The organism is Glutamicibacter sp. MOO4 (assembly GCF_056934395.1).
Genome location: NZ_CM167800.1, coordinates 3,286,242 through 3,306,829 on the forward strand (window position 1 = coordinate 3,286,242; position 20,588 = coordinate 3,306,829).

Below are 20,588 nucleotides of genomic sequence, written 5' to 3' on the forward strand. Positions count from 1 at the left end.
GGAAAACATCATGGCAGTATCTCGTCGTACTTTCTTGACCTTCGCCGCTGGCTCGGCAGCACTCTTAGGACTAACCTCATGTGGTCTGGTCGGAGGCGGAGAAGCTTCCGGAACTGGGGACAAGACCATCAAGATCATTGTCACCGAATCGGCTCCGTCGCAGGAGCCCACCAAGATCGCTCAGAAGCTACTGGCTGAGAAGGGTTGGAAGCTGGATGCCACGTATGTCACCGATATCGTGCAGCCAAACCACGTGGTATCTAACGGTGAGTATGATGCGAACTTCTTCCAGCACGGTGCCTACCTTGAGCAGTTCAAGAAGGACCAGAACGTGGATGTGGATCCAGCCTTCTACATGTACAGTTCACCAGCCGGCGTGTACTCGAAAAAGTACGATTCCATCAAGGAACTGCCTAACGGTGCCACCATCGCATTGCCTGTAGATACCGCTAATAATGGTCGCGCATTGGCCCTGCTTGATAAGGCAGGGGTATTGAAGGTCACGCCAAACAAGAGCGTGATTCGCCTGTCGCAGAATGACATTTTGGAGAACCCAAAGAACTTCAAGTTTGTTGAAGTTGATCAGCAGTCATTGTCCAAGACTCTGCCGGACGTTGACGCCGGATTCCTCTTTGCTCGCCTCGGCGCCGAGATTGGTCTGAACCCAGACGACGCGTTGCTCTTTGAAAAGGAAGAAGAAGCACTTCCATACATCAACATCATTGGTGCCAAACCTGGATTCATGGATACCGAGAAGGGCAAAGTCCTTGAAGAGGCTTATCACTCAGATGAGGTCAAGCAGTGGTACGCAGATTACCTTGACGGCGCTCTAGGCACCCCATGGGCCCGCGACCTGGAAGCAGATTTCGCCACCTGGAATAAGTAGGCCTTGGCCCCACGACGATAGTTGATCCGCGTCGTGGGGCCACTACTTTTTGATACTGAACTTAGATACCGATGTCCTGCAGGGAGAAGCAATGACGACAATCGCCGCGGCAACAACAGAGAGCCACTACCAGGAACTGCTCAAGCGTTTCAGTGAAGTTTTCGCACGAATAGCTGAGGGAAGCCGAGAACGCGAACAAAACCGTGTTCTGCCATTTGAGCAGGTGCAGTGGCTCAAGGACGCAGGATTTACCACGTTGCGCGTACCTGAAAGTCACGGTGGCACACCAGTCAGTCACGAGCACCTCTTCCGTTTGCTGATTGAACTTGCCACGGCAGATTCCAATGTGGCTCATTTGTTGCGCAGCCATTTCGCCTTTGTAGAGACCATCGCATTGCAACCCGAGAAGTTTCAGGACCGTTGGTTCCCACGGGTGCTGGATGGTCAGATCTTTGGCAACGCTGCAACTGAACGTGGCGGCAACGCATTAGGCACCACGAATACCAAGCTCGTGAAGAACGCTGATGGCTGGGTCTTGCGCGGTGAAAAGTACTACACCACCGGATCGATTTTTGCTGATTGGGTTGTGGTCATGACCAGTACGCAAGGTGTTGAAGGGCGTCAGTACGCCATCGTTGACCGGAACGCTGACGGGGTGGAAATCCTGGATGATTGGGATGGGTTTGGCCAGCCATTGACCGGTACCGGTACTGCCATATTCACTGATGTTCCGGTTCAGGCCGAGAACATTATTCAGCGTAAAATCGCATCTACTCTGGAACCTGCGTTCTTCCAACTGTGTCTACTGTCGGTACTTGTAGGCATCGGTAAGGCCGCCCGCAATGAGGCAGCACAGATCGTAGCTACGCGTACCCGCACCTTTAACACCGGTTCGGGTTCTTTGTTCAAGGATGATCCGCAGATTCAAGAGTTGGTTGGACGCTTGGCGGCGAATGTTTTTGCTGCTGAATGCATAGTCACCACAGCAGCCCGCGAATTAGACGCGGCCCTAGATCCGCAGCTGGCTTTGGATTCTGATGCTGCGTACCTGCGTGCAGAGTTGGCAGTTCAACAAGCTCACGTAACCACACCAAAGCTGATTTTGGATGCCACCAGCGAACTCTTTGATGTCACCGGCGCGTCAGCGGTATCGACCTCTAAATCGTTAGATCGTTTCTGGCGCAATGCACGCACAGTTGCGACCCACAACCCGGTAGCCTTCAAGGCTCGCTCTGTGGGCGACTATTTCATCAACGGCACTGTGCCAAATGGCCTGAACTCTATCGGCGAAGCAAAAGCAGGGAAGTAATCATGGGAACTTTTGAATCACGTCCACGTTTGCTGCTCTCAGCATTCCTAATGAATACCTCAAGCCACATTCTTGGTGGCATGTGGCGTCACCCAGAAGCGCAGCAGCACCGTTTTAATGAACTGAATTTGTGGGTGGATTTGGCAAAGAAGCTGGAAGACGCCAAATTTGATGCGTTGTTCTTTGCCGATGTTGTGGGCCTTTATGGAGATCATGAGGGTGGTTGGGCATCCCACGTACGCAAGGGCCTACAGGTTCCTAGCCATGATCCGCTGGTACTGCTCTCTGCCTTGGCAACAAGCACCAAGGATATTGGTTTGGCCATGACCAGTTCTGTCATTCAGAGTCACCCTTTCCAATTTGCCCGACAGATTTCAACCCTTGACCACCTCTCGCAGGGCCGCGTTGCGTGGAATATCGTGACCAGCGTTCTAGAAAATGCACACCGCAACTTTGGTGGCAAGGACCTCGTAGCTCACGATGACCGCTACGGGTGGGCTGAAGAGTATGTGGAAGCTGCCTACAAGCTGTGGGAGGGGTCTTGGGAAGAGGACGCGTTGCTGGCCGACAAGGTCAACGGAATCTATGCTGATCCGTCCAAGGTCAACAAGATCAATCACCGTGGGGACTACTACCAAATTGATGGCCCACATCTTGCTTTGCCCAGCGCACAACGCACGCCGTTCCTCTTCCAAGCTGGATCATCAGCGCGCGGTTCGCAGTTCGCAGCAACGCACGCAGAAGCAACCTTCCTCTTCGCACCGCACGCAGAATATGTTGCAAAGAAAAACGCTCAGCTAACTGAAAATCTCGTTGCTGCAGGACGCCAGCGAGAAGACATCAAAGTCTTCGCAGGGTTGTCCTTTGTTGTTGGATCCACCGAGGCTGAAGCCAAAGCCTTGGAAGCCGAATACGACGAGTACTTGGATCTAGATGCGATTGTCGCGCACATTGGTGGCGGTCTGGGAGTAGATCTAGGCGGGTTGGATCTGGACACCCCATTGGGAGACATTCAGACCCAGGGTGCCCAAGGCGTACTTGAAGCGATCAAAGCTTCTGTCCCGGGCGGCAATCCTACGCTGAAGGACTTGGCCCATTACCGGGCCAAGGCGCAGCAAATCGTGGGTACCCCAGAAAGTATCGCTGATGAGCTTGAACGCTGGCAGGATGCAGGAATTGACGGCTTGAATATCATGAACCATGTGCTGCCTGGCTCCTACGACAACTTCATTGAAGGACTTATCCCTGAGTTGCGCCGACGAGGTCTGGCACAAAGCGAATATGAGCAGGGTAGCCTGCGACAAAAAATCTTTGGACGAGGAGACTACCTGCCACAGAACCATCCTGCGGCGCAGTATCGGGGAGCATTTTCCTCGCTGAGCGCAGCAGATACCGAGGCAGACGTCCAACTGCAGAAGTAGAAGGATCACGTCAGTGAGGTCAGCAGTCTCAGGTCAAGGATCGCTGCTGACCAACTGAGGATTATCAAACTATGCAGTGTCGCAGGTGGAGCGAGTAATGTGGCGCGTATGCACAATAGTCACGTAAATGATCCCGCGGTGATTCGTCGGATCTTGAGTACCCCGGGCAGGTGGGCAGTAGTTGGACTCACCAACAATCCCACCCGAGTAGCTCCGTCCATTGCACGATTCCTGCGTGATGAACTGTCTATGCAAATCATCCCGGTTTCACTAGATGCTCAGGATGTGATGGGGGAGCAAGGGTATTCAAAGCTTGCCGACATTCCAGGACCTGTTGATGTTGTTGACTGCTTTGTAAACTCGTCAAAAGTTGGCGATATCGTCGACCAGGCAATTGAGATCGGGGCCAAAGCTATTTGGATGCAGCTAGGTGTCATTGATCAAGACGCTGCCCAACGTGCCAAGCGTGCTGGGCTCGATGTTGTCATGAATACCTGCCCCAAAATTGAGTACCCGTTTCAGTAGTCGAGGCGAGAATGACAAACGATAAAAGCCAAGAAGTACTCGAACAAGCATGGGCGAAGCTGTGTTTGAGCCTGCCTTGTTCCTTCGCTGATTATCCTTTCGGTCCCGAATACACCGTCTTTAAAGTTTCGGGGCGGGACACGAGCAAGGCAAAAATGTTCGCGATGGTGATAAGCCTGCAAGGTGAGCCAGCGTTGAACCTCAAATGCGAGCCAGCGTTGTCAGATCAGCAACGCAGCGAGCACCCGGAAATCACGCCTGGCTACCATATGAACAAAAAGCATTGGAATACCGTCAGATCTGGTTTAGACCTTGAACTGATGCGAGAACTCATTGAAGATAGCTATGATCTTGTGGTCGAGGGCATGTCGGTGAGGGATAAAGAATACATTCGTTTGCAAGACACCATTAGCCACGGAGCCCTATACTAGAGGCATGTACTTCATCGTTGTTAAATATCAGGTAAAGCCAGAAAACACCGAGAACTTCATGGATCACGTTGCAGAGTTCACCAAGGCCACCCGCGCCGAAGAAGGTAACCTCTGGTTCGATTGGTCCGTGAGCGTGGAGGATCCCAACGAGTTCGTTCTTGTTGAAGCCTTCCGTGATGACGAGGCAGCTTCTGCCCACGTAAATTCCGCACACTTCGCAGCTGGCATCGAGTCCATGCGTCCGCTGCTAGTTTCTACTCCAAAGATCATCTCGCGCAAGGTTGAAGGCGACGATTGGGATTCCATGGGCGAATTGGTCATCGACTAATTTCCCAAACAGTGAAGGGACGTAACCACGAGATAATTCGTGGCTACGTCCCTTCGTTCATGTCCGGCTGTTTCTAGCGTCCGGCCTTGTTGCCGAAGCGGCGGATCAGTAGCAAGATGATGCCTGCCAAGACAATGACTCCTGCAACGATGCCAATCCAGCCAGCGGTGAAACCGGTATCGGCCAAATCCTCGGTGTCCTGCTGCTGAGAATCATCCGAGGAGTTATCCTTCGAATCGTCCTCTGACGGGGAAGATGAGTCGCTGGTTGGCGCTGAGCTATTAGTCGGCTCCGGAGAATCAGAGTCATCCTCAGATGGTGAGGATGGATCATCTGAAGAATCAGATTCGGAAGGTTCCGGTGTTTCAGTTACATCTTCGGACGGCGAAGGCGTAGCTGACGGCGAAGCCGACGGGGTCGGCTGTACTGGCGCTGCAACGACCGAGAAGTCAGTTGTAATGTCTTCATGCTGTACCTGCGAAACAATCAGCTGGTAGTCGCCAGGGGCTACAGAGCTTTCGACTGGAAGCTGGAACTTGGTGGTTCCGGATGCATCCGCAGCCGGGATGCCAGCAACCTCAACGGCGCCATCAAAAGCAGAAGCCGAGATTTGCGCGTTTTCTTCCAAACCGGTGACCGTCACCGTAACGTTTTCACCAGCGGTTGCTTCAGTTGGCGCAAGCGCAACCTTGGCCCAGTCGGTGCCAGCCAATGCTGCACGGCCTAGTGGAGATGGCGAGACTACATCGTGAGCCTTGAAGAAGTTCACGGTGGCATCAAGGTCAACCTGACCAGAATCAGAATGGTTGGTGCCCTCAGCGAAGGCCAAGAAGTTATCGCCACCGCCAGCCAAGAAAGCATTGGCGGCTACGCGGAAGGTCTCCGACTCATCCAGCGGCTTGCCGTTAAAGGTGATCTTCTTGATGTGTTTGCCTGCTGGGGCATCCTCAACGTAGGTGTAAGCCAGACCTTCAGAAATACCCAGCTGCAGCTTGTTACGTTCAGAGCCCTCAGGCTGCCACTGCTGTTCTAAGGCTTCACGGATCTGAGCTCCCGTGAGGTTAAAAGTCACAAGGGTATTAGCGAAAGGCTGGACCTCTGCGGCGCCCTGATAGGTGACGGTTCCGTCCTTGCCATACAGCAGATCAGCACGAAGACCGCCGGCGTTCATAAAGGCAATCTGAGCTGGCTTGCCAGCGAAGTCTTCATTGGAAGTGGCCCAGAGGTGAATATCTGCCACGGTGTTGCCTAAGGTAGATTCAACGCCGCGGTCTGAGCCTGGGGTCTGCCCACCACGCAAGATATCTTCCGAAATTGCGCCGACCTTCTTGCTGCCAACAACTTCAGCTTGGTCTTCGGCGTCCTTCACAATCTTCGCCACAGCTGGATCCGCCGCGTAGTTTGCCGTCCAGTTTCCCTCGGAATCTTCAGTGGCCAGCGGAAGACGTTCGCTGCTGGACTTCAAAACCTCACCGGTAGCAGGATCAACATCGAGGCTGACCTTGCCCAGAGTGGAACCGTACTGGTGCGATTGAATCACTGGGCGCTCGCCGGAAGGGCCAGCAATAGAGCAGTCATAGGAGTTGTGAGTGTGCCCGGAGAAGATCGCATCGATCTTGCCACTGGCTTTGCGCAGCAGATCTCCGTACGCAGTGTCTTCGGCAGCGATGCTTGGGCATTCGGCATTGGCTGAACCGTTGTGGGTTAACAACACAATCACGTCGGCTTCGCCGTTGGCGTCGTCGCCGTCGCTGAGCTGGGTAGCAACACGGTTGGCTGCCTCAAGTTCGCTTCCGATGCTCAAGCTTGAGATGCCGCTAGGTGAAACCAAGGACGGAATGTCTTCTGTTGCTGTGCCGATGAAGCCAACGGATAGCCCGCCCACTTCACGGATTGCGTACTCTTTCAGAGCTGGAGTTTTGGTGCCGGCCTTGTAGACGTTGGCGCCTAGCGCGAAGTCCGCACCTGGCTTTCCCGTTGCTTTGGCGAACCTGTCAACTACCCGTCCTTTGAGGTCCTCGTAGCCCTTATCGAACTCGTGGTTACCAACTACCGATACGTCCAGGCCAGCTGCACCCAATGCGTCGATTGTAGGAGCATCCTGCTGGGATGCGGAGGCGAAGGTCGAAGCTCCAATATTGTCACCAGCGGAGAGGAAAAGTGTGTTTACGTTTTCGCTTCGAAGCTGGGTAACTGCTCCGGACAAAACAGCCGCGCCGGCGGAATCCCTATCGGCTGCAATCCGGCCGTGGAAGTCGTTGATTCCCACAAGGTCCAGGGTCACCGAATCTGCTGCTGCGGTTGAGGCTGAGCTTTTGGTTGGCTCCTCGGTGGAAGCTGCCTGCGCAAGAGCGGTGCCGGTAGCTACGAGCGAAAGTGTTGCCAATGATGCGAGACTGAGTTTTCTCATCTGCTTGAATGCAGACATAGATGCTCCTAAAGAGTGACGAGTGTGACTACTTACATATCTATCCCATCTATATGAACCTGTCGATGCCTCGGTGTTAAATTGCCGTGAAGGACTACGACTTCTGGCGATTAAATAGTCAAAGCAATACACCAGCGGTGGGCTGACGTATTGCTTCGAAATGAATTTGGGGCTCTAGCGGCGACGTTTTTTTCGTGGTTCCGGGGACGTGACCGCAGAAGAACCCAAGATAATTCCCAACAGCAGCATCGCTGCAGCAATGAAGAATATTGTTGAAAGCACCCAGCAACCCATGGCTGCATCGCGATGGGAAGTATTCAAGGCAAACGCAAAAAGGCAGACGCTTGCTAGCAGCAGAAGGGCAGCTGACAACTTAGTCTTCATTGTTCGCCTTAGCAGCAGAGAATTTTACTGGCAGTCACAAAACATAATGACCACTAGCTTGATAAACACCATGATGCCACAAATCCATCAGGTTGACTATAGGTCTTAAGGAGGATATTTCTCCGCATAGCCAAGTTCTGTGTCTGCACAATGGGTCGATAGCCATTAATTACACGCAGGATTTTAGAATGCGCTCAATGGTGTCGTGTTCTGCCTTTGTCATCCACGCGCCGTACTTGGCTTTGACCTGTGTCTGGCGTGAGACGTATTCGCAGCGGAAGCTTTTGTTGGGCGGGAGCCAGGAAGCTGCGTCCTTGTCGCTCTTGGATCCGTTGGTCGGTCCGTCCGAAGCCATGAGGTTTAGCGGATCGTTGGCAAATTCGAAGCGTGCTTCTTCACTCCAGCGCTGTGCACCCTTTTGCCAGGCATCGGATAGGGGAACAACGTGATCAATCTGAACTGCAGTGCTGGTGTTCTGACCGCGAACAAACTTGATAGTTGTATTGGTATACGGATCGTGAAAGATTCCGCTGAGCACTACGCAAGGCCTTGACGCTGATTTGTACTTCACGTTTTCCAGATCGCGGGTCAGAATGTCATTGCGGGCATCACATCCGTTGTGATCCGGATCTTTCCAACCATTACTGAATTTTTCTCGCTCGTACCCGGTCTTTGGCGCACGGCCCTTAATGTCAATGTTCGCCAACAGATCCAGGGAGCCAGCGTAGCCGGCACGTTGCTTGGCAGAATCTTGTGAAGGGGCCGCCTGAGCATCCGGCGTTGTGTAAAGATCGATGGAATCCAAGGTTGAGCAACCGCTCATGACCATAGATGAAGCGATGAGGGCAAAAGCAATGGTGCGGCGCAGCAAACGCATGCGGTGGTACGGCTCCTAGGGCGACGACGAAAAGTAGGGGAGAGCCCCCCTAGAAAACTATATGGATCGCAGCGGACCATTTAGACGGCTGCGCGACGTGTTTCAGTGTGAGATCTATGGGAAATTTGTGGTGAAGTATCCGTTGACTGCGAATTACTTGCTCTCTACGTGCGCCAATATCCGTTGTTTAACTGGGCGTCGTGGCATAGGGTCAAAGAAAGTTTTGCAGTGTGGTGACTCGGAGAATATATGAAGCGGATTGTGCCAGTGGCTGTTGTGCTTGTTTGTGCTCTCACCTCGTGCACCACTCCGGTCTCGAAGCTGAAACCTTCGCAAGAACCGACCGTGTCCGTTGTTGAAGAGACCACGCAAGAACAATCGTCCGGTCTTGACCCGTCGTGGTTTCCGCCAATGGCCAATTTTGGCCACACGATTCTAGTGGGCAATGGTTTGCTGAATATCGAAAATGATCAGGGTGGCGAATTCATGGCAGTCAACGGTAACCACTCGGTGGCGTCATCGGTAAACACATTTCGGTTTAGCGACGAGGGTGAAGCGCTGCCGGAGACTTTGATCTATCGAGTTCAATTCGGGACAAAAAATCTTCTCAGGTGAGCCTGCCAAGGCACCGGAGCGGTTCAACTTCAAGTGCGGGTGGGTCAGGAAATGATCGCTGAAGATACCGCGCAATGCGCAATCCCGGCCGATGAGCTTAGCATGGAATTTGATGTCCCGGCCGGCCCTGAAGTAACGATCATAGAACAACCTCGCCCGGAGACGCGCGGATTCTACGAGATAGCATTTTACGACTAAATCGGTCCTCAGAATAGCTGGGTCGAGTGCCTCGGGAGATTGACTCCTAGCCTGCCTTCGCGAAGGGTCCAGTATGAAGAGATATGCGTTGCTCGTTTATCTAGATTCCAGTACTTGGTGATGTGGTTAATGGCCTTGACCGTTGAACGCTCGGCGTGAGCGATTACCCCGATTGGTGCCGTTGGTAACGGCAAAGTGCGTAGCGCTTCGGCGATAACGTGACTGCGCCCGGCTGGATCTTGATTCCGCGGAAGCCAGCTTAAAACAACCCCTTCGGGATGTTTCACGTCAAACATTGAAGTTGCCTCGGCAACTTCGAGCAGTGCCACCCCTTGTGCCTGTGCCGGTAGGGCTTCTAGAACTTTGGCAATCGCAGGCAACCCCGCTTCATCGGCAGCAAGCACATAGTATTGAGCATCCAGCGAAGGGGAGGACTTGCTGCGAGCTGGAGAAATAACTAATGGTTCTCCCGGCTTTGCATGTGCTGCCCAATGCCCAACCGTCCCCGGATCTCCATGAACTACAAAATCTATGGAGAGCTCGTTGAGCGCGGTGTCGACCCAACGGATCGTATAAGACTTTGAGCGGGGTACCTGTTCGCGCGGCAGTCGGTGACGCAAGGCATGGATGTCATAGGGCGGTACTAAGCCAAGTTCAGGGTCGGCTACATAGACCTTGACGTATTGGTCTAACGCCGAGTTGGAACGAAAGCCAGCTAAGTCTGGGGCGGCAGCAATGATGCGAACCATATTGGCAGAGAGCTGTTCTATCCGCGTGATGGTCAGGACATGTTGCTCAACTTTTTTGCGAGGTGCCTGGAAGTTTCCGAGCGACGGGGAGTACTGGGCCAGAGGTTCTTCATAGTTCTTTGGAGAAACTTGAGTAGCAACAGTTTCAGGATCAGCGGACAGCTGTGGCTCAGCGTTTGAACGGAAAGAACTTCGAAGCGTTTTGTCGATCACCTTACGGGCGGCGAGCAGCGCAGCTGCTGATCCGGCGCGCTGAGCTGCTGCCAGCAACTCTTCTTTCTCTTGTTCGTTGAGGATCTCGTTGTTGTTACCAATGCTGCGGTAGAGCTCTTCTTTTGCCACCGCATATCCAGCCTTGGCCCCAGCTTTTTCGGCGATGGCCAATACTTCTAAGGTCAGTCGCTCACCTGCGGGGATCGCGCTTGAAACGTGGTGCCCGCGATGCTTGTAGTGTTTAGACATTGGTGCGCTGCCCCCTCAAAGTGCTGTCGCAGTATTTGGCTCCTATGGCTGAGTATGAGCGCGGTTGATGAAACAAAACAAGTGGTCTTATAACAGCCTGCCCGCTTTGGGCCACCTTGGTGAATGGGAGATTCTAGGGCCGAAGTTGGCAACGGTATTCGATATTCGATTCATTCGACAATGGGAGTTCTGAGTAACTAAAATTAGCCCCATGTCTGATTCTTTGCCTCCGTGCCCAAAGTGCTCCAGCGAGTACACCTACGAACTTGATGCGTTGCTGGTTTGCCCTGAATGCGCACATGAATGGAACGCTGAAACCGAGGAATCGGAACCAACCGAGACCGTCATTAAGGACGCAGTGGGCAACGTTCTGCAGGATGGTGACACTGTCAGCATTACCAAGACCATGAAGGTCAAGGGCGCCCAGAGTGCACTGAAAGCCGGCACTAAGGTCCGCAACATTCGCCTAGAGCCAGGCTCCGGCGATCACGATATCGCCGCAAAGGTGGACGGCTTCGGCCACATGGAACTCAAGTCTTCCATCGTGAAGAAGATCTAATACTTCACCACGGTGATACTGGCGGTCAGCTTTCCTTCGAGGAAGCTGGCCGCCTCAGTTTTTAACCTGACAAAAATTGTGGGAATTTAATGGCGATTGACTCTAACGCCAATTTAGCGCAAGACTCTAGCTAGAAGGCAAAGGCACCAGCAAAGGGTTTATTGTGAGCGCAGAAAACACGGCAGGCATGCTCGACACCATCGTTATTGGCTGGGGCAAAGGTGGCAAAACGCTGGCTGGCACGCTAGCTCGCTCGGGTGAACGAGTGGCGATGGTTGAACAGTCGGCCCAAATGTATGGCGGAACATGCATCAACATTGGGTGTGTGCCCACCAAGATCTTGATTCATGAAGCCGAGCAAGCCCACGGTTCTGATTTTGATCCGCAACGCTTTGAAGCCGCGGTGCAACGCCGAGACAAGCTGACCTCGATGATGCGCGCCAAGAACTTCTCGATGCTTGATGATCTTGAGTCGGTCTTGGTCCTCACCGGGCACGCCACCTTCAGTGGACCTCGAACCATAAAGGTCAGTACCGAAACTGAAGAGCTGGAATTGAGTGCGCGGCGGATCATCATCAACACCGGTTCGGTTCCTGCCCAACCAAAAATTGAGGGAGTCGAAATTCGTGGCCGCGTCCATGACTCCACGACGTTACAGCATGCGGAGATGCCAAAGTCCCTGATTGTTGTGGGTGGCGGTTATGTCGGCATTGAATTTGCGTCAATGTTTGCGCAGTTTGGCGCTAAAGTTACCGTCTTGGATCGTGGTGAGCGTGCGCTGTCCAAAGAAGATCAGGACATCGCCAGCGAGGTTCAGTCATCATTAGTTGATGCTGGAGTTTCTATCATCAGCTCTGCTCAAGTCACTAAGATTAGCCAGGATCATTCCAGCGCAACGGTCAGTTTTGAACTCGACGGGCAAGCGCAGCAACTTGAAGCTGACGCAGTATTAATTGCCTTAGGCCGAACCCCAAACACCAGTCATCTGGGTCTTGAAGCTGCCGGAGTAAAAGTCGGTGAGCGAGGGGAAATCGTCGTAGATAAATTCTTGGCCACGAGCGCCGAGGGAATTTATGCTCTGGGTGACGTGAACGGTGGCCCGCAATTCACCTATGTATCACTGGATGATCATCGAGTTCTGGCCAATCACCTCTTAGGTGATGGTTCGCGTAGCACCGAAGATCGCGTGGCTGTTCCCTATACCATCTTCACTACGCCACCATTGTCGAGGGTTGGGCTAAGCGAAGCTGCAGCTATCGAGCAGGGCTTAGAGGTCAAGATTGCGGTGAAGAAAGTCGCAGAGATTGCCGCCATGCCACGGCCAAAAATAGTCGGTGACCCGCGAGGCGTGATCAAGTTTGTCGTTGATGCGCACACCGACCAGATTCTTGGTGCAGCGCTCATGCACGTTGATTCCCAAGAAGTGATCAACCTTGTGGCTTTAGCCATGCGCCAGAAAATGACCGCCAGCTCGCTACGCGATCAGATTTTTACTCACCCATCATCCACTGAGGCCTTGAACGAGGTCCTTGGCCAGCTCTCGTAATCTCGAACGAGTAGCGGGCTTAGTTTTGCCGTTCTTTCTTCCGCGCGTAGGCTCGCGCAGCGCGGACCCGGTCGCCACAGCGTGTTGAACACCAGTGCCGGCGGCCGTGGGTGCGCAGTAAATATCTGGTGCAAGGCTCTGATTCGCATTGGGCTAACTGAGTGGCCTCGTCGCTACTCAACAGGGAAGCCGCATCTTCGGCCAGTGTGGCTAACGCATGTTCAGTTAGCTGCGTGGCGGGGTGTTCCAGCGCGCGGAAAAATCCCTTACCGCCCTCTTGCTTCAGCAAAGGCGTATTTGGTGCTGCCAACAAGGCCGCGTTGATTCCTTGCAGCGCCACTTCATCAATTGGTGTACCCGAAGTGCTTGCCGAAAAAGCCTGGCGCACGTACTGGCGCAAGGTGACGAGCCGGTTCTGGCAATACTCCTGAAGCTGCGCATCTTCAGGTACGAGTTCTCTGTCAATCAGCCAGTCAGTGGTGGATTCTGGTGAGGCCAGCGCGTCGAATGTTTTGTTACCGGGTAGCTGGATTTCACTGTTGACCAGATCGATGCTGCTGTGTTGCTGCGCACCGGGGCTCGGGGGAAGTGGCATCTGAGTCATACTCTCATGGTATCAGTCTTGTTTTAACGTGATTTCCTGTTAGGGTGAGTATCACGGTAAAAGTCAAAATAAACATGAGAAATGAGATTTGCTTTGCAACCAGCGCCACGATTTGGCTCTGCGCCTTTCGCTCTGTCTGTACACACTGGTGGCGGACCAGGCGTCGGGCAAACAGCTCAAGATGGATTGAGTGACACCATCGATCTTGCCAAGGCAGCGGATCAACTGGGCTTCCACCGATTCTGGACGTCGGAACATCATGCAATGCCCGCACTATCCGTGGCCTCGCCCCCGCTGATGATGGCCAGGCTCACCGCCGATACCCGCCAAATCAGGCTCGGTGCCGGTGGAATCATGCTGCCAAATCATGCACCGTTGATTGTTGCTGAACAGATTGGAATGCTTGAAGCGCTGGCGCCAGGGCGGATAGACCTTGGGGTGGGGCGAGCGCCCGGTACCGATGGCGCAACAGCAGCAGCGCTTCGTCGGGGAACTGGAAGCGCGCAATCATTTGATGAGCAGCTAGCCGAACTTATTGGATTCTTGGCCGACGACTTTCCGCAGAATCACCCATACAGCACCGTGCACGCCGTTCCTGGGCCATGGCAAAACCAGCAGAACCAAGTGCCGGCAGCGCAGCATCAAACCCCGCTGTGGATCTTGGGTTCTTCGCCTTATTCGGCGCAATTAGCGGCGCGTCTGGGCCGGCCATATGCGTTTGCCCTGCAATTTGGTGAGGCTGATATTGAAACTGCGCTGCGTATCTACAGAGATAACTTTGTTCCATCAGCGCAGTTGGAGCACCCCTACGTCCTGGTCAGTCTTAGTGCCATTGCCTCCGAAGATATCGAATTTGCCGGGGCACAGGCAGCATCCGGGGCCATGGCTATGCTGCGGATGTTTAAGGGCGAATCCTATAAATTGCTGAGCCCTCAAGAGGTGGCCGACTACTCGGCGACACTCAACGAACGAGCCATCATTCAGATGTACACCAACCGTACCTTCGCAGGAACAGCGCAACAGGTTGCGTGGCGGCTCGAAGAATTGCAAGAGCGAACTGGCGCCGATGAGCTGATGTTAATGACTGGTTCTCACGTGCGGAACGCCGCGCTAGGTACCGTGCAACTGATGGCAGAGCACTACAAGCCCGCCAGCAAGTCTTGAAAAACGGCACCAACCGGTGCCACCGTTATACCGAATCAAAGGAGAACATCATGTCCACACCACGTCGTGCACTAGTCGTCATTGACGCTCAGCAAGAATATTTTGAAGGCCTGCTCAAGATCCAATACCCTGAGCGTGAGAAGTCCGTAGCAGCCATTGCGCAGCTAATGGACGCTGCACAACAAGCCGATACCCCTGTTGTTGTAGTCCAGCACCAGGGTCCTGCAGGGTCACCGGTTTTCGCTCCTGAATCTTCAACCTTCGCCCTTCAGCCACAGATTCATGACCGGCTTGAATCGGCAGCTCTGCGCATCACTAAGAACTTCGCCAGTATCTTTGAAGGCACCGGACTTGAAGTTTGGTTGCGCGAGCGAGAGATCGACACATTGACCCTTGTTGGCTACATGACCAACAACTGCGTGATCGGTTCGGCCGCTGCCGCCGAACCACTGGGATTCGCGGTCGAGGTGCTCTCCGATGCCACCGGCGCTATTGATATCGTCAACTCCGCTGGTTCAATCCCCGCCAAGCAAGTTCACGAAACCTTGATGGCTGTTTTGAACTCCAATTGGGCTGCCGTGGCACCGAGCGCCGAATGGGTCAGCGCGATTGAATCCGGCAGTGCATTAGCCGGGGATAACCTTATTGAATCAGCAGCCCGAGGGCGCACCGAACAGTAGTCACCACTGGCTCTAATAAAGCCAGTGAGGGCCCTGCGTAGTTTGATTTAGTTAGGCGGAGGTCGCCAACTGAGCCGATCCAATGAGATCGGCCAGTTGCGCCTCTGGCCGGTTGGCGCCAAACGCTGGCTGCCCCGGTTGCAATCGTTGACCTTCACTCAGCGAGCCGATGCGCAGTGGATCAAATCCAAACTCGTCCACAATTCGTGCAACAATTTCCAGATCTGCTTCAAGATCGCCGGCCACTGCGATGGCCTTGCGCCCAGCGACGCCAGCTGCACGAGATTCCTCTTCAATCTCGTGATAACCCATGTGGTTGAAGGCTTTCACTACACGGGCGCCGGGCAAGAACTCTTGAATCAGTTCGCTGGTGGAAACTTCTGGTCCGTTCAGGTCTTCACGGATACCGTCGGTTTCCCACCAGTAGTTCATGGCATCGATAACCAGTTTTCCGGCCACCTGCTGTACCGGAATGCTTTGGTACTTTCCCAGCGGCAGAGCCAAGATCACAATGCCGGCGTCTTTAGCCGCGGTATGCGCATCAACGGCTACTGCACCTGGCGTGAGGATTTGAATGGTGAGTGCGATGGCGCTGGGGTCACCGGAACCTGCAATGAGCACTTTGTAGCCGGCCTTGAGGGCTAGCCGAGCCAGTGCGGTGCCAATCTTTCCTGCACCTAGAATGCCGATAGTTTGCTGTTCCATGTTCGTGCCTTCCTGCAAAGTCGGTGATGCTAAGTGATTATGCTTGGGCAAGCATTTCGCGGACCATTGGGATGACCTTGCTTCCGTACAGTTCCACAGCGTGAAGTCGAGCGCCTGCATCCACGGCTCCGCCGGAGTAGATCAAATCAAAGCGTCCGATATCAAGGGACTTCACCGTGTTGGCGATCTTGCGGGCAACGGTTTCAGGCGATCCGATGTACAACGAGCCTTCGATTGCTTCATGCTCAAATTCTTCGCGGCTCATTGGGCTCCAGCCTCGGCTGGCGCCGATCCGGTCGCGCTGTTCCTTGTAGGCGTCAAACATTGCTTCGCGGGCCAGTTCATCGGTATCAGCTACGAAGCCCGGGGAATGTAGACCAACCGGAGTCGATTGGTGGCCGAACTGCTCATTGGCGCGGCGGTACAGGTCGATATAAGGTGCGAAGCGTTCCGGTGAGCCGCCGATAACTGCGAGCATCATTCGGAAACCGTAGTGCGCCGTGCGGATCACGGACTGTGGGGAACCCCCGACGCCTACCCAGGTGCGCAGTCGGCCGGATTCAGTTTTTGGGAAGACGTCCATGTCGGCTAGTGAAGGACGCTTGGTGCCTTGCCAGGTAACAGGCCTCTCGTCGAGCAGCTTGTGGAAGAGGTCGATTTTCTCATCAAAGAGGATTTCATAGTCGGCCATATCGTGCCCAAAGAGTGGGAAAGACTCAGTGAATGAGCCGCGCCCCAGCATGACCTCAGCGCGTCCGTTGGATAGCGCATCTACGGTGGAGAAACGTTGGAAAACGCGCACCGGATCATCAGAGGATAGGACGGTAACGCCGGAGGAGAGGCGAATACTTTCCGTTGCGGTGGCAATGCCAGCCAGTACGGTTTCCGGGCTGGAAATAGCGTACTCAGGTCGGTGGTGCTCACCAACAGCGATGACGTCAACGCCTGCCTGATCAGCAACCATGGCTTCTTGGACGGTGGCACGAATGGCTTGCGCTTGAGTTAGTAGCTGGCCATTGGCTCCGCTAGGTACATCACCAAAGGTGTCGATGCCGAATTCGATATTTTCGATGCTGTCCATGACCCGCTCCTCGTACCACGAATTAAGTTGATGCATCAATCATGACTCAATATTGTTGACGTGTCAACTATATAAATAATGTACTGCGGAAAGGCGCGCGTCTGGGCGTCGTGTGCGGCTGACGGGTAGGCGGGTCCCAGCCATGGGCCATCAAAGCAATTGGCCCGCCTCCCAGAAAAGGGAGGCGGGCCAATCAGGCTTCAACCGGTGGGTATTAGCCGAAGTACTTCTTCATGGTGCCTTCGTTAGCCTCACGAAGCTCATCCACCGAAGCGGTGAATTCACCCTGGACTTCCAAAGAACCGGACTGCGCATCAACGATGCCCAAGCGAGCCACGGTCACACCGCGGGCGCTGGTCATATCCTTAAAACGAACTTCTTCGCTTCGTGGGACAGCAACGATGGCGCGGGCCTGAGTCTCCGAGAACAAAGCGGTGAAGGAATCTACGCCGTCACGTTCCTTGATCTCATCCAGTGCTACACGAGCGCCAACGCCGAAGCGCAGAACCATCTCGGTCAATGCTGCGGCCAGACCACCTTCTGACAAGTCGTGAGCTGCATCGATCATGCCATCGCGGCTAGCGTTGATCAGGATCGCGCCCAGTTCCTTTTCCGCTTCCAGGTCAACTACCGGCGGTACACCGCCGAGGTGACCGCGCAGGTTGGCGAACTCCGAGCCATCCAGCTCGTCCTTGGTGGTGCCGATCAGGTAGATCGCCTGGCCGTCGGCCTCTTCGCGCCAGCCCGAAGGGGTGCGGCGAGCAACGTCGTCGAACTTGCCCAAGGTGGCAACCACTGGGGTTGGGTGGATCGGCTTGTCGCCGGTCTGGTTGTACAGCGACACGTTACCGCCGGTGACTGGAACACCAAGCACCATGCAAGCATCAGACAGACCACGGATACCCTCGGCTAGCTGCCACATGACATCTGGGTTCTCTGGGGAACCGTAGTTCAGGCAGTCCGAGACCGCCGCAGGGATTGCACCAGAGGTAGCAACGTTGCGGTAGGACTCGGCCAGTGCCAGCTGAGCGCCAGCGTATGGATCCAGATAGGTGTAACGGCCGTTGGCATCGGTAGCGATGGCCACACCCAAACCGGTGGACTCATCAATACGCACCACACCGGAATCATCCGGGGCGGCCAATGCGGTGTTGCCACCAACGTAGCGGTCGTACTGGTTGGTGATCCAGGACTTGTCGCACATATTTGGGCTGGCAATCAGTTCCAGCACGGCAGCCTTGAGCTCATCACCGGTTGCTGGCAAGTTCTTGCCGGCCTCCGAAGACTTAAAGGTGTCAGCCTGCAGAGCATCCTGCCACTCTGGGCGAGCGTAAGGGCGGTCGTAAACCGGGCCGTCGTGGGCCACGGTCTTAGGGTCCACGTCCACGATGACCTCACCCTTCCAGGTGATGATCAAACGGTCGGTATCGGTCACCTCGCCCAACCAGGAGTACTCCACGTTCCACTTGGCCATAACAGCCTCGAACGCGTCAACGTTTTCAGGGGTGACAACTGCCATCATGCGTTCCTGGGACTCCGACATCAGGATTTCGCCCGGGGTCAGGGTGGAGTCGCGCAGCAGCACGTCGGTCAGCTCAACCTGCATGCCGCCTTCACCATTGGATGCCAGTTCGCTGGTTGCACAGGAAATACCTGCAGCACCCAAGTCCTGGATACCTTCAACCAGTGAAGCCTTAAACAGTTCCAGGCAGCACTCGATCAGTACCTTCTCGGCGAACGGGTCACCGACCTGTACAGCAGGGCGCTTGGAAGGCTTGGTGTCATCGAAGGATTCGGAAGCCAGCACCGAAGCGCCGCCGATGCCATCGCCACCGGTGCGTGCACCGAAGAGCACCACCTTGTTGCCCACACCCGAGGCGTTAGCCAGGCGCAGGTCTTCGTGGCGCAGTGCGCCAACAGCCAAGGCGTTCACCAGTGGGTTGCCCTGGTAGATCGGATCAAAGACGGTTTCGCCGCCGATGTTCGGCAGGCCCAGCGAGTTGCCGTAGCCGCCGATGCCCGAGACTACGCCGTGCACCACGCGTTGCGAGTCTTCGTGATCGATGGCGCCAAAACGCAATGGATCCATCACGGCGATCGGACGGGCACCCATGGAGATGATGTCACGTACGATGCCACCAATGCCGGTAGCAGCACCCTGGTATGGCTCAACGTAGGAAGGCGAGTTGTGCGACTCGATCTTGAACGTCACGGCCCAGCCGTCGCCCAGGTCGGTAACACCGGCGTTTTCGCCCATGCCGACCATCAGGTCCTTCTTCATCTCATCGGTGACCTTCTGCCCAAACTGGCGCAGGTGGTTCTTGGTGGACTTGTACGAGCAGTGCTCGGACCACATCACCGAGTACATGGCCAATTCAGCAGCGGTGGGACGACGGCCCAAGATCTTCACGATCTCGGCAAATTCGTTGTCCTTCAAGCCCAGCTCTGCCCAAGGCAGTTCTACATCTGGGGTGCCGGCGGCGTTATCGACGGTGTCGATGTTGAATTCTTTGGTGACTTCCTGGCTCACTTTTTTCCTCCAACAAGGTGGGTCAGAACACTGGTGAAGAAGGTTAGCCCATCGGTGCCGCGGGCATCGGGGCCAAAGCCGACCTCAATGGCATGCTCCGGGTGAGGCATAAGACCCACCACGTTGCCAGCCTTGTTGCTGACGCCAGCGATCGAACGGCGCGAACCATTCGGGTTCCAGCCCACATAGGAGAACGCAATGCGGTTCTCGGCTTCAAGCTCATCCAGGGTCTTCTCGTCAGCCACGTACTGGCCGTCCTGGTTTTTGAGCACGATGGTGATTTCCTGGCCAGCTTCAAAACCATTGGTCCAAGCGGTCTGGTTGTTCTCCACACGCAGCAGCTGATCGCGGCAGATGAACTTCAGGTGATCGTTTTTGATCATCGAGCCAGGCAAAAGATGCGACTCGGTGAGGATCTGGAAACCGTTGCAAATACCCAGTACAGGCAGTTTGGCATCGGAGTTCGCAGCGTCGGCGATCTTGGCCATCATTGGAGCAAAACGCGAGATCGCGCCAGCCCGCAGGTAGTCACCGTAGGAGAAGCCACCAGGGATTACCACGGCGTCAACATCCTGCAGGTCGGTGTCGGCGTGCCACAGGGACACTGCCTCGGCACCGGAGGCGCGCACTGCACGGGCGGCATCACGGTCATCAAGGGTGCCCGGGAAGGTCACCACGCCGACGCGTGCTCCTGACAATTCGTTTGTTGGCGCTGAGTAGTCGCCAATCAGGGGGAGTTCGGTGCTCATTAGTCTTCGACTACCTCGACGTTGACGACATCTTCGATCACCGGGTTGGAGAGCAGGGTTTCTGCTGCCTCACGAGCCTGAGCAAGGATTTCTTCGGTCACCTCGCCGTCCACGGAAAGTTCAAAGCGCTTGCCCTGGCGGACAGCTTCGAAGGAGGTGAAGCCTAGGCGGGGAAGTGCTCCCGCGATGGCCTTGCCCTGAGGGTCAAGGATTTCTGGCTTGAGCATGACATCTACAACGATGCGGGGCATCCGGCATATCTCCTGTTGGCGAGGTTAAGTTAAATGCCACACGGAGATGCCGTCTCACACCAGGGGGATTTGGCGCTCCGCGAGCTTGCCCTAACAGTCTACCCGT

General features: G+C 54.8%; 21 protein-coding genes. 11 read left to right on the forward strand and 10 right to left on the reverse strand.

What is annotated here, in order from left to right; genetic code table 11:
- Positions 1–10 precede the first annotated feature (10 nt).
- From AC1Z3F_RS15370 to AC1Z3F_RS15395, 6 genes are all read left to right on the forward strand, one after another.
- Positions 11–886: a MetQ/NlpA family ABC transporter substrate-binding protein gene (locus AC1Z3F_RS15370; protein ID WP_131090567.1), complete on the forward strand. Its 876-nt coding sequence runs from the start codon at positions 11–13 to the stop codon at positions 884–886.
- Positions 887–977: 91 nt separating this feature from the next.
- A complete protein-coding gene (locus AC1Z3F_RS15375) occupies positions 978–2,195 on the forward strand; it encodes an acyl-CoA dehydrogenase family protein (protein WP_131090566.1) in 1,218 nt (405 codons plus the stop codon).
- Positions 2,196–2,197: 2 nt separating this feature from the next.
- Positions 2,198–3,616 carry an NtaA/DmoA family FMN-dependent monooxygenase gene (locus tag AC1Z3F_RS15380; RefSeq protein WP_131090565.1) on the forward strand — a complete coding sequence of 473 codons (1,419 nt, stop codon included), beginning with the start codon at positions 2,198–2,200 and terminating at the stop codon, positions 3,614–3,616.
- A gap of 108 nt (positions 3,617–3,724) precedes the next feature.
- Entirely contained in the window at positions 3,725–4,141 is a 417-nt protein-coding gene (locus AC1Z3F_RS15385) for a CoA-binding protein (protein WP_131090564.1), read from the forward strand.
- An 11-nt stretch (positions 4,142–4,152) separates the two neighbouring features.
- Positions 4,153–4,572 (forward strand): MmcQ/YjbR family DNA-binding protein, encoded by a 420-nt coding sequence (locus AC1Z3F_RS15390; RefSeq protein ID WP_131090563.1) that lies wholly within the window; start codon positions 4,153–4,155, stop codon positions 4,570–4,572.
- 4 nt (positions 4,573–4,576) lie between these two features.
- Positions 4,577–4,900: a putative quinol monooxygenase gene (locus tag AC1Z3F_RS15395; RefSeq protein WP_131090562.1), complete on the forward strand. Its 324-nt coding sequence runs from the start codon at positions 4,577–4,579 to the stop codon at positions 4,898–4,900.
- Between the two features lie 73 nt (positions 4,901–4,973).
- Here the strand turns inward: AC1Z3F_RS15395 and AC1Z3F_RS15400 are convergent, their stop codons facing one another.
- From AC1Z3F_RS15400 to AC1Z3F_RS15410, 3 genes are all read right to left on the reverse strand, one after another.
- The gene (locus AC1Z3F_RS15400) at positions 4,974–7,328 is read right to left on the reverse strand and encodes a bifunctional metallophosphatase/5'-nucleotidase (RefSeq protein WP_131090561.1); all 2,355 of its coding nucleotides are present in this window, start codon (positions 7,326–7,328) and stop codon (positions 4,974–4,976) included.
- Positions 7,329–7,502: 174 nt separating this feature from the next.
- Complete coding sequence (locus tag AC1Z3F_RS15405; RefSeq protein ID WP_131090560.1) at positions 7,503–7,712, reverse strand: hypothetical protein; 210 nt, start codon at positions 7,710–7,712, stop codon at positions 7,503–7,505.
- Between the two features lie 169 nt (positions 7,713–7,881).
- The gene (locus AC1Z3F_RS15410; RefSeq protein WP_483566187.1) at positions 7,882–8,589 is read right to left on the reverse strand and encodes an HNH endonuclease family protein; all 708 of its coding nucleotides are present in this window, start codon (positions 8,587–8,589) and stop codon (positions 7,882–7,884) included.
- 345 nt (positions 8,590–8,934) lie between these two features.
- Between AC1Z3F_RS15410 and AC1Z3F_RS15415 the strand changes: the two genes are divergently transcribed.
- Positions 8,935–9,204 carry a hypothetical protein gene (locus AC1Z3F_RS15415; RefSeq protein WP_483566188.1) on the forward strand — a complete coding sequence of 90 codons (270 nt, stop codon included), beginning with the start codon at positions 8,935–8,937 and terminating at the stop codon, positions 9,202–9,204.
- 206 nt (positions 9,205–9,410) lie between these two features.
- On the opposite strand, the gene AC1Z3F_RS15420 is transcribed toward AC1Z3F_RS15415, so the two are convergent.
- Positions 9,411–10,613 carry a siderophore-interacting protein gene (locus AC1Z3F_RS15420; RefSeq protein ID WP_483566189.1) on the reverse strand — a complete coding sequence of 401 codons (1,203 nt, stop codon included), beginning with the start codon at positions 10,611–10,613 and terminating at the stop codon, positions 9,411–9,413.
- Positions 10,614–10,824: 211 nt separating this feature from the next.
- Here AC1Z3F_RS15420 and AC1Z3F_RS15425 point away from each other — a divergent pair, with 211 nt between their 5' ends.
- On the forward strand, positions 10,825–11,172 hold the full coding sequence (locus AC1Z3F_RS15425; protein WP_131090556.1) for a zinc ribbon domain-containing protein YjdM: 348 nt from the start codon (positions 10,825–10,827) through the stop codon (positions 11,170–11,172).
- A 163-nt stretch (positions 11,173–11,335) separates the two neighbouring features.
- A complete protein-coding gene (locus AC1Z3F_RS15430) occupies positions 11,336–12,718 on the forward strand; it encodes an FAD-dependent oxidoreductase (protein ID WP_242632611.1) in 1,383 nt (460 codons plus the stop codon).
- A gap of 19 nt (positions 12,719–12,737) precedes the next feature.
- On the opposite strand, the gene AC1Z3F_RS15435 is transcribed toward AC1Z3F_RS15430, so the two are convergent.
- Positions 12,738–13,322: a CGNR zinc finger domain-containing protein gene (locus AC1Z3F_RS15435; RefSeq protein WP_131090555.1), complete on the reverse strand. Its 585-nt coding sequence runs from the start codon at positions 13,320–13,322 to the stop codon at positions 12,738–12,740.
- Positions 13,323–13,403: 81 nt separating this feature from the next.
- On the opposite strand from AC1Z3F_RS15435, the gene AC1Z3F_RS15440 reads away from it, so the two are divergent.
- A complete protein-coding gene (locus AC1Z3F_RS15440; RefSeq protein ID WP_483566190.1) occupies positions 13,404–14,486 on the forward strand; it encodes an LLM class flavin-dependent oxidoreductase in 1,083 nt (360 codons plus the stop codon).
- Positions 14,487–14,536: 50 nt separating this feature from the next.
- Complete coding sequence (locus tag AC1Z3F_RS15445; RefSeq protein WP_131090553.1) at positions 14,537–15,166, forward strand: cysteine hydrolase family protein; 630 nt, start codon at positions 14,537–14,539, stop codon at positions 15,164–15,166.
- A gap of 51 nt (positions 15,167–15,217) precedes the next feature.
- Here AC1Z3F_RS15445 and AC1Z3F_RS15450 read toward each other — a convergent pair whose 3' ends face one another.
- From AC1Z3F_RS15450 to purS, 5 genes are all read right to left on the reverse strand, one after another.
- Complete coding sequence (locus tag AC1Z3F_RS15450; RefSeq protein WP_483566191.1) at positions 15,218–15,922, reverse strand: NADPH-dependent F420 reductase; 705 nt, start codon at positions 15,920–15,922, stop codon at positions 15,218–15,220.
- Positions 15,909–16,952, reverse strand: coding sequence for an LLM class flavin-dependent oxidoreductase (locus AC1Z3F_RS15455; RefSeq protein ID WP_483566192.1), 1,044 nt, complete (start codon positions 16,950–16,952; stop codon positions 15,909–15,911). The genes AC1Z3F_RS15450 and AC1Z3F_RS15455 overlap by 14 nt, the downstream gene beginning before the upstream one ends.
- Positions 16,953–17,166: 214 nt before the next feature.
- Positions 17,167–19,482 (reverse strand): phosphoribosylformylglycinamidine synthase subunit PurL, encoded by a 2,316-nt coding sequence (gene purL, locus AC1Z3F_RS15460; protein WP_131090551.1) that lies wholly within the window; start codon positions 19,480–19,482, stop codon positions 17,167–17,169.
- Complete coding sequence (purQ, locus tag AC1Z3F_RS15465) at positions 19,479–20,231, reverse strand: phosphoribosylformylglycinamidine synthase subunit PurQ (protein ID WP_131090550.1); 753 nt, start codon at positions 20,229–20,231, stop codon at positions 19,479–19,481. The genes purL and purQ overlap by 4 nt, the downstream gene beginning before the upstream one ends.
- On the reverse strand, positions 20,231–20,482 hold the full coding sequence (purS, locus tag AC1Z3F_RS15470) for a phosphoribosylformylglycinamidine synthase subunit PurS (protein ID WP_038991933.1): 252 nt from the start codon (positions 20,480–20,482) through the stop codon (positions 20,231–20,233). The genes purQ and purS overlap by 1 nt, the downstream gene beginning before the upstream one ends.
- Between the last annotated feature and the right edge of the window lie 106 nt (positions 20,483–20,588).